This window comes from SAR324 cluster bacterium, from assembly GCA_015232315.1.
Lineage (GTDB): Bacteria > SAR324 > SAR324 > SAR324 > NAC60-12 > JADFZZ01.
The window spans coordinates 102,647-115,703 of the sequence record JADFZZ010000003.1 but is presented as its reverse complement, the minus strand read 5'-3'; the positions used below and the strand labels follow the sequence as shown (position 1 = coordinate 115,703).

The 13,057-nt window shown below is 45.4% G+C and carries 8 protein-coding genes; 6 read left to right on the top strand and 2 right to left on the bottom strand.

Annotated features, from left to right (window positions below; translation table 11 throughout):
- Positions 1-725: 725 nt before the first annotated feature.
- The 3 genes from HQM11_03495 (at position 726) to HQM11_03485 (ending at position 5,927) form a co-directional block, all read left to right on the top strand.
- Positions 726-3,317, top strand: a complete 2,592-nt coding sequence (locus HQM11_03495; GenBank protein MBF0350065.1) for an MMPL family transporter — start codon at positions 726-728, stop codon at positions 3,315-3,317.
- 127 nt (positions 3,318-3,444) lie between these two features.
- The gene (locus tag HQM11_03490) at positions 3,445-4,263 is read left to right on the top strand and encodes an outer membrane lipoprotein-sorting protein (protein ID MBF0350064.1); all 819 of its coding nucleotides are present in this window, start codon (positions 3,445-3,447) and stop codon (positions 4,261-4,263) included.
- Between the two features lie 35 nt (positions 4,264-4,298).
- Positions 4,299-5,927 (top strand): hypothetical protein, encoded by a 1,629-nt coding sequence (locus HQM11_03485; protein ID MBF0350063.1) that lies wholly within the window; start codon positions 4,299-4,301, stop codon positions 5,925-5,927.
- Between the two features lie 82 nt (positions 5,928-6,009).
- Here the strand turns inward: HQM11_03485 and HQM11_03480 are convergent, their stop codons facing one another.
- On the bottom strand, positions 6,010-8,460 hold the full coding sequence (locus HQM11_03480; GenBank protein MBF0350062.1) for a heavy metal translocating P-type ATPase: 2,451 nt from the start codon (positions 8,458-8,460) through the stop codon (positions 6,010-6,012).
- A 540-nt stretch (positions 8,461-9,000) separates the two neighbouring features.
- Here HQM11_03480 and HQM11_03475 point away from each other — a divergent pair.
- Both HQM11_03475 and HQM11_03470 read left to right on the top strand, forming a co-directional pair.
- A complete protein-coding gene (locus tag HQM11_03475) occupies positions 9,001-9,954 on the top strand; it encodes an SPFH/Band 7/PHB domain protein (protein ID MBF0350061.1) in 954 nt (317 codons plus the stop codon).
- On the top strand, positions 9,951-10,454 hold the full coding sequence (locus tag HQM11_03470) for an NfeD family protein (GenBank protein MBF0350060.1): 504 nt from the start codon (positions 9,951-9,953) through the stop codon (positions 10,452-10,454). Before HQM11_03475 ends, HQM11_03470 begins: the two co-directional genes overlap by 4 nt.
- Positions 10,455-10,495: 41 nt before the next feature.
- Here the strand turns inward: HQM11_03470 and HQM11_03465 are convergent, their stop codons facing one another.
- On the bottom strand, positions 10,496-11,314 hold the full coding sequence (locus tag HQM11_03465; protein ID MBF0350059.1) for an acyltransferase family protein: 819 nt from the start codon (positions 11,312-11,314) through the stop codon (positions 10,496-10,498).
- A 303-nt stretch (positions 11,315-11,617) separates the two neighbouring features.
- Here HQM11_03465 and HQM11_03460 point away from each other — a divergent pair, with 303 nt between their 5' ends.
- Entirely contained in the window at positions 11,618-13,045 is a 1,428-nt protein-coding gene (locus tag HQM11_03460) for a serine/threonine-protein phosphatase (protein ID MBF0350058.1), read from the top strand.
- Positions 13,046-13,057: the final 12 nt, after the last annotated feature.

Genomic DNA, 13,057 nt, shown 5'->3' with positions numbered 1-13,057 from the left:
TCAAAGGCTCAAAGGAATACAGAAATATTTTATCCACGTTAAATCGTGCATTTCGTTATTCTAATGCCATTTTCATTCCCGAATATCAATAGTTTTTCATGTTCTTTACGAGAACCTCCGATAAGTTGAGTTAAATTCCTGTTTTGGGACATCAAAATAAATAAGTACCCGATCAACAGTTTTTTAACATTAATCTGGTTCCTGACGTCTCGTCGGGAACCATTCCATAATGTACCTCTGGTGCTCTTCCACGGCTTGTTGGCAAGCCACCGGAAGTGGGACAAGGAGGGTTCCCCACCAGAGGTCCACGACTGTTAAGTTAAGAAATTACGAGCGAGAAAATCCCCCTTTTCAAAGGGGGCATGGGGGATTTAACGCTCAGAATAACATCCCCCTAACCCCCTTAAACCAAGGGGGAATTGGTGCCGGGACCTTTAGAGTGCTTAACTTAACAGCCTTGCACCAGAGGTAGGGAACCAGAAAAAATGTTTAATTATTTTTGGTCGGGTACTTACCATACCAATTTTCAGGTATCCCAGTCATACCTGCGTTTGCTTTGTCCTTGAGATTGAGAAACATCACATAGTTCTGGAATAACAGAATCAAATTCGAAAAACTGATTTTTAAACTGGACCTATCATTTTTTTAAAGTAATTTAGGTGAAACTATATATGAATATGTGAATATTCATTTCTTATTATTAACCCTGTCATCAAAAAAAAAACATGAAATCATTCAAAAAAAATATCATTGAGTTTGGAATAGAACGACCAAAAACGGTTATCATGATTTGTGTCATGCTGACTCTGGTCTCCCTGTTTGCGTTACCCAGCATCAAGACCGATACCGATCCGGTTCACATGCTGAACCAGAACAACCCGGCCATCACGCTCTACAGCCAGATCAAGGACGAATTCAATACCCGCGATATGATTGTGGTGGGTGTGATGAGCCATGATGGTTCTTCGGTATTCACCCCGGAACGTCTGGCCCGTATCCATGCGGTTACCCGGGAAATCCTGACGGTTGAAGATGAAAGGTCTGATCCGGATCATTGGTTCTCGAAGCTGGTAAATATCCTGAGTGTTCATCCGGAAGATGACGCGAAAAATTTGCGATTGTTTGTGAAAGAGGATGTGTTTTCACTGTCTACGGTGGATGATATAATTTTGAACGCGTCCGGCGAATTGTTGTTGAAACCGTTGATGGACACCCCGCCTGAAAATCAGCAAGAGGCCGATCAACTGCTGGCCGCGCTCAATAATAATCCACTGTTTATGAACAAACTTGCCGCGGCTGATGGGACGATTGCCGGCATTTATATTCCCTTGGAAAAAGGGAAAAAAGATCGGAGTTATTTCCTGAGCAAAAAAATTGAAGACATCGCAAACAAACATTTCACTGACGATGATCGGTTTTTCATCTCGGGACTTCCTGTCGCGGAAAACACGTTCGGCAATGAGATGTTCATTCAAATGGCGGTTTATGCACCGGGAGCGGGACTGGTGATCTTTATACTGCTGTATTTCTTTTTTAGAAATCTGGCCCTGATTGCCGCCCCTATGATATTGGCCCTGCTCACGGTTACATGGTCCATGGCCGCACTCATTTTTTCCGGGCAGAGCATTCACATCATGAGTTCGATGATCCCCATATTTCTGATGCCGATTGCGGTGCTGGATTCGGTGCACATCCTGAGCACACTGCATGATCAAATGAACCGTTACAGTGATCGTAAGGATGCCCTTCGACATGTCATGGACGAGTTGTTTCTCCCGATGCTGTTTACTTCCGTGACAACCGTTGTCGGGTTTGCGTCACTGGCAACAACCGGGATTCCACCCGTGGTTGTGTTTGGCGTGACCATTGCGTTTGGGGTTGCGTTAGCCTGGATTTTGTCCATGGTTTTTATTCCCGCATACAGCATGCTGCTCTCTGAAAAAACAATCATGGGGTTTGGCCGCATTGAAGATGATAAAAAATCGGTTGTGATGGAAGTGGTTCATATGTTCAAAGGGATTGCCAATCAAGCTCCGCATGTGGTCATTGTGGCGGCCCTGGTGACCATGGTTATCTCCATTTTCGGAATCAGGCAGATCATCATCAATGACAATCCTGTACGCTGGTTCAAGGAAGACCATGTGATTCGTAAGGCCGATCGCATCATGAACAAGAAACTGGCCGGAACCTACTGGGCCAATCTGTATTTCAGTTTTCCTGAAGTAAAATCAGAAAAAGCTGAACCGGCGGTCTCCAATGATTCGGATCCGTTTGGTAACGACAAGGGGATGGAAACCGATGAGTTTGCTGATTTTTCGATGGAGGCAAATGCCTTTGCGGATTCTTTGGAAAAACCCTCAGGGCCCTCCATCCGGAATCCGGAAGTAATCCAATACATTGATCAAGCCGCCAATTTTCTGAGAAATCTGAAAAATGAGGAAGGCGATTCCCTGATCGGTGGAATCACAACCATTGCCGATGTTTTACGAAAAGTGGGCATGGTGGCGTTCAACGACAGCAGTCTTCCAGACACAAGAGAAAAGGTTTCACAATACATGTTTCTGTTTGAATCCGGTGATCCGAAAAAAGGCAGTGACATGTGGAAATTGATCAATCCCGGGGATTCCCTGCATGCCCAGGCCTGGATTCAATTCAAAACAGGAGACAACCAGAACATGCAGTTTGTGATTGATCAGTTTGCTGACTACATGAAAACTCATCCTGTTCCAGTTTATGAAGGCGCCAATGGAGAAAAGATCACAATGGAAATACAATGGGCTGGGCTGACCTACATCAACAAGGTCTGGCAGGATGAAATGGTCACTGGTATGGCGATGTCGCTCATTGGCTCCTTTGTGATTGTCTTTGTGATGATGGTTTTCCTGTTCCGAAGTTTCAAATGGGGGGTCGTAGCGATGTTGCCACTGTCTCTCACCATCACAATGATTTACGGCGCCATCGGATTTGCCGGAAAATTTTATGACATACCGATTGCGGTACTTTCCAGTCTGACGCTGGGATTGTCTGTGGATTTTGCGATTCATTTCATTCAGCACGCACGCCAGACGAATGAGAAACTGAACAATGCGGAACAGACTTTTCAGGAAATGTTTGAGGGAACTGCCCAGGCAATCTGGCGAAATGTGCTGGTGATTTCAATCGGATTTTCCCCGTTGTTTTTCGCGCCGTTGGTTCCCTATGTGACAGTGGGTGCCTTTTTCTTTGGAATCATGTTGGTCAGCGGAATCACCACCCTGATTCTGCTCCCTGCGATTCTTAAACTGTTTTCGCCCATGTTGCCGAGTTTTGAAAACTGAGGCTATTTCTAAATTAATTGTCTTTTTTTGCAACAGAGACACGGAGACACAGCGGACTGTTTTATAAAATTCCCTGTGTTTTGCGTGACACTGTGGCCGACTTATAATTTCCAATCTTTGGAGGACTATGAAACAAAAAACATTCAAGAAACTAACAACCCTGTCCCTGTTCTTCTTACTGGCTGGATCTGTCATGCTGGCACATGCGGAAACACCTGAAGAGATCATGAAAAAAGCGCATCTGGTGTCCTATTATCAGGGCAAGGATGGAAAATCACAAATGTTGATGCAGGTCTTTTCCAAATCACGGAAAGAGCCCATTAAAAAGCTGTTCACCATGATCAAATACGATGTGGAAGAGGGCGGCGAACAAATGTTTCTGGTGTATTTCACTCAACCTTCAGACATCCAGCGAACCACCTTTCTTGTGCATAAAAAAATCAATGAAGATGATTATCGAAGGCTTTATATTCCGGCCTCTGACAAAATCCTTGCCATTGCGGGAAGCCGCAAACAAGACCCGTTCATGGGCTCTGATTTTTCCTATGAAGATGTTTCCGGAAGGCATTACACCAAAGACAACCACAAGATCCTTGACGAAACCACCCTGGACAATGTGCCGGTCTATCACATGGAAAGCACCCCCAAAGAAAACGAGGATAAAATCGCGAAAATTGTCTCATGGATTGCCAAAGACACCTTTATTCCCATGAAAGTAGAGTTTTATGGACAGGATGGAAAAATGTTCAAGTATTACAAACCTGGAAAAATCATCAACATTCAGGGCTATCCGACCGTCATCCAGCGATTGATGATATCACCCGACGAAGACACGAAAACCCTTATTTCACTGAATCCGCAACAAACTGCCTATGATATTGGCATGAGTGAAGAAATCTTTTCCGAGCGTTCCCTGAAAAATCCACCTATGGAATTTTTGAAGTGATTTTCGGTAACATTGACTCAACAGGAACTTTTTTTATGAAAACATCTACAAGAATAGGGCTGGGATTTACTTTGTTTTTTCTGATTCTGAATCAGCAGGCTTTCAGCCAGTCGGACGAGGATCTATTTCAGTCAGATAACAGTTTCGGGATTTCTTCAGAGGCCTCTCCGGAAGCCACAAAAACGGAATCCTCCGCAAATGAATTTGACGCGATTGATTCATCCCCGGACTTTACAGACTTTGGCACGTCAGATTCCGCAAATGATTTGTCTGGAGGCTTCAAAGCTCAAAGCTCTGCCCCCAGGTTTGAACTCGCGGGAATGCTTGAAATTGAACGGGGAGGGCGTGTTGACGTGGATGAAGATCGTGACCAGGACTGGACTCTGGACAATATCCGGGTTCGCGTCAAATCAAACGGTAGCAGTCAATCCGCCAGGTATTATCTAAAACTGGATTTTGTGCAGGATTCCGTGATCCGGGAAACTCATGTGGATATCCGGGAAGCACGGATTTTATTCACTCCACTGAACTGGATGGATATCAGTGTGGGAAAACAGGTTTCAACATGGGGTGTGGGCGACATGCTGTTCATCAATGACCTGTTCCCCAAAAACTGGGTGGCCAATTTTGCGGGACAAGAAATGGAATATCTGAAAGATGGTTCCAACTCGATCCGGATGACTTCCTATTTTGGCATGTCTGGCGGAGTGGACATCGTGTTTCATCCACAATTCGCACCGGACACCACACCAGATGGATGCCGCTTTTCCATTTATAATCCCAATTCCATGCTGGATCCCACCCAACCCGAGTTAATGGCATCCGCTGAATATTGTGATCTTGATTCCACAACCGGCAAAAACAAAATGACCGACAGTGAGCTGGCAACACGCTGGTTTTTCAAAGTATCTGATTTTGAGGTGAGTTTTTATACTTACAGCGGTTTTTATAAAAATCCCAAAGGCCTTCAATGGCTGGATGCAGAGGGAAAAGCCTCCGGCAATTCCGATCCATTTCAAACGCATGGATACACGGCTCTCACCAGTGATTATCCCGGCTTGAACGTCCTTGGATTTTCGTTGGAAGGACAGTTGGGCAACGGAATACTTTCATGGGAAAGCGGGTTTTATCAATCCAAAGATGATCTGGATGGAGAGGAGTTATTCATTGAAAATTCTTCTGTGAAAAACCTGATTGGCTATCGACTGGATCTCAGTGCCTCAGTCTTTATCGGATTCCAATGGTATGCGGAATTGATGCAGAATTATGACAGCTATGAAGAATCCATTCTGGCACTCTATCAGACGCAATACCAGGCGATCATGGCCGCACAGGGACAGACTGTTTCTGCTCAGGAAGCCATGGATTGGGCCCGGGAACAGGAACTTTTCAAATATCGCCGGGAAGAAATTCAAAACACCTATACATTGCGATTGACTCTGAAATTCATGCAGGAAACCCTGTTTCTGAATACTTTTGTGTATGAACGGCCTGAGGATCATGACCGATTCGTCAAACTGGACATCAAAAAACAAATGGACAATGCCTTGTCGTTTGCGTTGGGAGTGAATCTCTTTGAAGGCGATGATCATTATTTGAGCCGCGAGTTTGCCATGCTCAAACAGGATGACAACGCGTTTGTCAGGATGAATTACCAATTTTAACGCATTCAGTCAGAATATTTGTCGTCCATTCTTCCCACAGTTTTGGTGGTGTTGAAGTCTGATTTGATGGTAAGCCTCACATTCACTGGTCAAAAGATTTGAGCCGAAGTGCATTGAGGGTGACAAACAGGGAACTGAACGCCATGGTTAACGCGGAAAACAACGGATTGATCCAGCCCATCATCGCCAGGGGAATGGTTAAGGCGTTATACATCAGGGAAATGGCCAGATTCTGGCGGATAATCCTTCGGGTTTTTCTGGCAAGCAACAAGGTTTCGCAGACGCCATCAAGATGCGATCGGGTCAACACTACGTTTGCCGCATCGACAGAAATATCCGTTCCACTGGCCATGGCAATTCCCATGTTGGATTGCTTCAGGGAGGGAGCGTCATTGATGCCATCACCCACCATCACCACCACCCGGTGGTCTTTTTGCAGGGACTCGATATATTCCAGTTTTTTGTCAGGTAGCAGTTCTCCATGATTTTTTTGGATGCCCAACGTCCATGCCAGTTGATCTACCGCAAGCTGACGGTCCCCGGAAAGAATATGCACGTCCAGTCCCATTTTCTTCAACCGTGCCACCGCTGAGGGGGCTTCGGATTTGATCTTATCCCGTAAAATCAGTCGCCCGGCCAATTGGCCATTCAGTGCCACGAGCACTTCAATTTCAGGAAACATCACAGGGATTGTATCCGTTGGAAAAGTAAGATCGACCTGACGTTCCACCATGAGGCGCTGGTTGCCGATCAATACCTGTTGCTGTTCAAACAGCCCGGATATTCCACGACCTGGAAAATTTTTGAACGACACGTCGGTCTCGCCTCCTCGATCCAACTCAGGGAAATGTTGTCGGAGGTAAGCACTCAACGCTTTGGCGACTGGATGATTGGAACAAGCTTCCATCTGAAAAACCGCCGAGAGCCATTCCTCCTGATGTTCGGTAAAACTATCCAGATGGATTACCTGCATTTGTCCAGTGGTCAACGTCCCGGTTTTATCAAAAATAATATCGCTCGTCAGAGCCGCCTGTTCCAAAGCATCTCCGTCCTTGACCAGAATTCCCCGACGAATCGCGGAACCCACTGCCACCAGGATCGCCGCTGGCGTCGCCAATCCCAGCGCGCAGGGACAGGCAATGATGATCACTGAAACAGCAATCATCCAGGGGTGGGAACCTTCTGTGCCCTTCCATGTCCAGAATACCCAGGTTCCTGTTGTCAGTGCCAGCACCATCCAGACAAATTTGGACGCCAGTCTGTCTGCCATGGATTGGAGCCTTGTTTTACGGGCAGTGGCTTTTTCTACCAGATCCACAATCCTGTGGAGCAGAGATTCATGTCCCACAGCCGTGGTCTTGATGGAGATATTTCCTGATCGGCATGTACTTCCGCCAATCACAGTATCGTTGACTTTGACATACCGCCATTGAGGTTCGCCGGTAATGGCTGATTCATCCAGTTCCGATTCTCCTGTGACCACCTTCCCGTCCACCGGAAGCTGTTCACCTTCCCGGACAAACAGGATATCGCCATGTTTGACTTCTTGCTGTGGAATCACAACCTGCGTTCCATCCTGTTCCAGCCTTGTCACAAATCTGGGCGAAAGTGTCAGCAGACGTTCTGTCAGGTTCACCACCTGTGATCGTGTCAACCGTTCCAGGGTGCGTCCGATCAGCAGGAAAAAGATGATCATGACGCAGGAATCAAAATAGGGGTTTTGTGTGGGATCTGTGAGTAAAATCACCAGCGAAGAAGAAAACGTGATGCTGATCCCGGCGGCAATCAGAAAATCCATGTTGGGTTGTCGAAACCGGATCGCATGCCATGCCCCCTGCCAGAAAGGCAGTGCGCTGTAACAGATTGCCGGCAACGACAATACCAGCGAAATCCATTCAAAAAACACTTTGAATTCCTGTTCAATCCCACTGAAATATCCAGCATACAGCGCAAAACTCAGCATCATGATATTCCCTGCGCTGAAAGCCGCCACTGCCAGTTTCAGTAAAAATGATCGCAAGATGAATTGCCGTTGATGCTCAACCAGAAATGGATCATAGGGGGCCGCCTGATACCCGATTTCAGCGAAATACCGAATCACCCCTGAAAGTGGCACAACCGAGCCATCCCACACCACACGAACCCGTTCTGTTCCCAGATTCACAGAAACCTGTTTGATCCCATTGTGTTGTAGCAGATAGCGTTCAATCAGCCAGATACAGGCCGAGCAGTGGATTCCCTGTAACACCAGATGTACTTCCTTGCCATCCGCATGATTTTTGACAAAACGTTCCTGAATACCTGGACTGTCATATTGTTCATAATTCCGTGAGCTGATACCCACAGGAATTTCATTGCCGGTCAATTCCCTACGTTCATAATAGGAATCCAATCCCTGCCCATGAATGATCTGCCAGACAGACAGACAGCCTATACAGCAAAATGAGTGGGTTGCGGAGCCTTCCTGAAGCTCATAAGCTTTCTCCGCTTGAGGAATAGGCGTTTTGCAATGAAAGCAGGTTTGGGAATTCATGAGATCTTGAGGAAAAAAAGTTGGACCTGAAGGTCATAAAGTGAAGAATCAGAGTATGCACACTGTCTGGAATGGCTATAATTAATACCTCATAAATCCTCATGAGGAACATCAACTACCCAATTTTTTCGAATTTCATCAAGAGGCGGATGGATAGGGGCCTCGGCAGTCTACTGTTTCCTGTTTCATTTCATTCAATAAAAAGATTGTCAAGGCTGGATTATATACTTGCTCGGGTTTTCAAAAAAAAGTTCCTTGACAATTCAATACACTGGCATGGATTATGCGTTATGCTCTTTTTTCCAAAGAGAGCTCATCAACTGGTTCTAAATTGACCAATTCACAGGAACATTTTCGAGCGTGGTTGATATTGTCATTGGTGACTTGGATCCAAGTTTGTACAAACTCCTCATCATTTTGGATTTTGTCAATGAAGGCCACCATATTGTCTGCTTGAGCTTGGCGAACGATGGAATGAATCGATAGGGATTTCTCATTACGCGACAGCAACTGATTAATCTGAAAAAGAAGGGAGACACTATGGAATTGATGAGCGTGGGTTTTTTTCTGGTAATACTGGTGATCATTTTGCTGGCAAAAGGTTTATTGATCGTGAAACAGGGAGAAGCACTGGTGATTGAGCGGCTTGGGACGTACCATTCCACGCTCAACTCGGGACTCAACGTGATCATTCCTTTTTTAGACAATCCCCGTTCCATCATCTGGCAACGCGATGGTAAAGTGGGTGTTTATTCACGGATAGACATCCGTGAGATGGTGCTGGACGTGTCCAAACAAACTGTCATCACCAAAGATAATGTGGGCCTGACCGTGGATGCGATCATGTATGTCCAGATCACAGATGCCAAACGCGCGGTTTATGAAGTGGCCAATTTACCGATCGCGGTGTCTCAACTGGCACAGACTACCTTGCGTTCGGTCATTGGTGAACTGGAACTGGATGAAACGTTGGCCTCCCGGGACAGAATCAATGCCGGTCTGAAAAGCGTACTGGATGAGGCAACTGATAAATGGGGTGTCAAGGTCAGTCGAGTGGAAATCAGGGACATCTCACCACCAAGGGATGTGCAGGAAGCGATGGAAAAGCAGATGCAGGCAGAGCGACAGCGCAGAGCCCGTGTTCTGGAAGCCGAGGGTGACAAACAATCAAGAATCGCACGGTCTGAAGGAGAAAAGCAGGAAAATATCAACAATGCTGTGGGGGAGCGTGAGGCCATCATTCAAAAGGCGGATGGAGAGGCCCAAAGCATCATGATGGTCGCGGAAGCCCAGAAACAAGCCATGCAGAAAATTGTGGACGCCTGTCAGGGAAATGTGGAACTCGCGGTCAAATACATGCTCGCCCAATCCTATATTTCAGGATTTCAACGTTTCACGCAGGGGGACGGCGACAAGGTTTTTATCCCGTTTGAAGCCAGTGCCACGCTCGGGGCAATGGGCAGTATCGCTGATTTATTCAAGGACAAGACATGAACGATTTGCTGAATCTGTTGAGCCAGATTGATTTATGGTTTTATTATTTTGCGGGAAGCATCGTGCTGTCGGCATTAGAACTTTTTTTGCCCGGTTTTGTTTGTCTGCCTCTCGGACTGGGTGCCTTGTTGACAGTTCCCTTCGCCATGTTCCTGCCTGCTTGGGCCACATTGCTTGTCTGGACTGCTGGAACCTGTGTGTCCTGGGTTGGATTTCATAAATTTTTTCCAGCCAAAGCTTCACACAAATATGTTTCCAATGTCGATGGCATGGTTGGACAACAGGCCCGTGTGATTGAAGCGATTGATCCACAAAGTGGAAGCGGGGTTGTCAAACTGTTTGGGGAAGAATGGAAAGTTTTTCAACCATCAGAAGCAGTTGCCATGGGACAGATGGTTACAATACTTCAAGTGATAGGCAATCAGGTCCGTGTGGAACCGACCATAGATCCCGATGAAATTTTGGGGAAAAAATTTGATTCACTGCTTCATCAATCATGAGTCACACGAAAAGATACCGCCAGAACAGGAATTGAATCCTTTCATTTTCGAAATTTATGCGATAAACGTTTTGTAAAATCACGGTCAGGATCATTGGCTCTTAATTCAAGTTGTTCCCGGAGCATTTGTTCAATGGCTTGTCGGACCGTTTCTCTCAGTTCAACGCAATAATCCCTGTTTTGATAATCCTTGTGGTAGTTGTCGACCTGGATGGGCTTGCCAAATTTAAAATAAAATCGTTCAGGTCTGGGGAAAAGGGTTCCCCCCCACCCTTTCACCAGGGGAATCGTTTCATCCCTTGGAATGATTTTTCTGAGTAGTGGTCCAAGTGGCGATGAAAAAATATCATCCGCATCAATCACGATATCGTAACATTCTTCTGCACCTACCGCGGCAAACGGGACTATAGGGCAGGCAAACTCAATAGCCATCCTCGCAAACCCTAAACGTTCCTTCCAGATCAACTGATATTTTTCATTTTTCCGTTTATTCACTTCCCGGGATCCTCCGGGAAATACCAGAATATGCTCTCCGTTTCGCATCAACTCCGCACAATTGGCACGGGTTCCCTCGACCGCGCCAAATGTTTTGAGCATATCGCGCCATCCGGGAACTTTAAAATGAAGACGATCCCCCAACGAACGCACAAACAGATGTTTACGCTGATAAAGTTCACACCACATCAAGGGCGCATCCAGCAAGCCCAGCACTGTGTGATTGCCAACAAACAGCACCGGTCCTTTTTCAGGAATATGCTCAAGTCCTGAAATGACAGGGTCCGTAGCCCATTTCCATGGATCCAGCAATTTAATAGCCTGTCGAATGATCGGATCTGATGGTTTTTTCAGCGATATCTGCATAACAACCTTCTTGTAAATTGTGAGTTAAACATTAATTGAAGCGCTCCTTCCTTTGAAAACACTGTTATTCGTTGGGAATAATTGTTCGTAACAAACTTTTGTTGAAAAATACAAAAAATTTTCATTCGGGCACAACAAACTCTTTCCTTATGCCTGTATAAATTATATTGACAGATCAATCCCAGTTCATCTATAGAAAATCAGTACCTGGATCAGTGCTGAATGACAGGGTGGATTTCCCGGGTTTTGACAAAAGTCGAAATCATCCCACTTGAGATATATTCACTTTTATTGAGGATTCCCATGAGTGAGGAATTAATTGAGATAAGAAAGTCTATCAAAAGTATTGTTGGCTGGATGGAAAAACTGACAACCTACTCCCTTGAACAGATGAAGCTGAACCCCATTCCTCCAACGAAAGATCTTGTTGTGAATGAACTTTCTGATGCGGTTCATATCATGAACATCAATCTTAAAAAAAAGGAGGAAAAGCTACAGTGCTTCAATGATCTGTTCAAAAATTTCAGCTCTTTCCGGGAAGCACGGGATATTATCCTGCATGCCTTCGAATTGTTGACGGATTATATCTACAACAGTGATACGATCCTGTTTGAAAAAGAAGAAGACCTGTATCGTCCGGCTGAGGATTCCTTATTCATGTTTCTCAATAAAACACTGGATGAAGATTTCATTGCCAATCTTTTTCCGGAGAGTGAGACCGAAATCTGTTATTTCAATTATATCAAGGAAGACAGTTTCTTTTACGAATATTTTTTTGAACCCGGTGCCATGATCATCGGCTCACACGCATTATTTCTGAGAGTCAGGGGCATCAATGAAATGATCTGTGTATTCAGAGGACCCGGCAGCACAGAATTCGACCGATTTGAACTGGATTTTGTGGAAGGTCTGTGTGAGCAGATCCGAATCCTCAAAAAGAATCTGGAACTGATCCAGAATGAAATGAGACTCTCCCATGAACTGGAAGTGGCGGCCCTTGTGCAGCAGGAATTATTCCCCAAATCAGTTCCAAAAATTTCCAACATAGATATTGCGGCATTCTACAAATCAGCAACAGAAACTGGTGGGGACTGGCATGGATTTTTGCAGGTTGAGAATCTGCTGTATGTTTTGATCGGTGATGTCACAGGGCATGGCGTGCCTGCGGCGTTAGTAACCGCAACGGTCTGTGGGGCATCCCAGATGTTTACTGATCAATTGATGAAAAATATCAGCCTGACTCCCAATGAAATTCTTGACTACCTCAACAGGGTTGTGTGCTATTCAGGAAATCATCAGTTTGCCATGACTTTTTTTGTGGCCTGTATTGATTTGAACACGGGTGAAATGGATTTTTCCAATGCCGGACATAATTTCCCGATCATTTTGAGTGAAGACGGCTCCATTAACAGCCTTCTTGATCGAAACACACCCTTGGGTTATCAGGATAATCCAGTGTTTTATTCCAAGAAAGGCTTCCTTAAAAAAGGCGATTTACTGGTATTTTATACGGATGGTTTGATTGAAAATCCATTTCCCAATGGAGAGGACCTTGGTGAAAAAAATCTCAAACGGATGATCAAACAATATCAGGATGAACATGGGGGAGTGAGTGCGTCAGGGATATTAAACACGATCAACGTTAAAACGGGTGAGTGCAAAATGGAAGACGATGTGACACTCATTTGTATGCATATTAGAGATAACTGGCCAGGTGTGGCTAAAAGCTAACAGTATTCAGGA

Coding starts and splice junctions, on each gene's coding strand:
- HQM11_03495 (MBF0350065.1), top strand. CDS start 726: ATGAAATCATTCAAAAAAAATATCATTGAGTTTGGAATAGAACGACCA.
- HQM11_03490 (MBF0350064.1), top strand. CDS start 3,445: ATGAAACAAAAAACATTCAAGAAACTAACAACCCTGTCCCTGTTCTTC.
- HQM11_03485 (MBF0350063.1), top strand. CDS start 4,299: ATGAAAACATCTACAAGAATAGGGCTGGGATTTACTTTGTTTTTTCTG.
- HQM11_03480 (MBF0350062.1), bottom strand. CDS start 8,460: ATGAATTCCCAAACCTGCTTTCATTGCAAAACGCCTATTCCTCAAGCG.
- HQM11_03475 (MBF0350061.1), top strand. CDS start 9,001: ATGGAATTGATGAGCGTGGGTTTTTTTCTGGTAATACTGGTGATCATT.
- HQM11_03470 (MBF0350060.1), top strand. CDS start 9,951: ATGAACGATTTGCTGAATCTGTTGAGCCAGATTGATTTATGGTTTTAT.
- HQM11_03465 (MBF0350059.1), bottom strand. CDS start 11,314: ATGCAGATATCGCTGAAAAAACCATCAGATCCGATCATTCGACAGGCT.
- HQM11_03460 (MBF0350058.1), top strand. CDS start 11,618: ATGAGTGAGGAATTAATTGAGATAAGAAAGTCTATCAAAAGTATTGTT.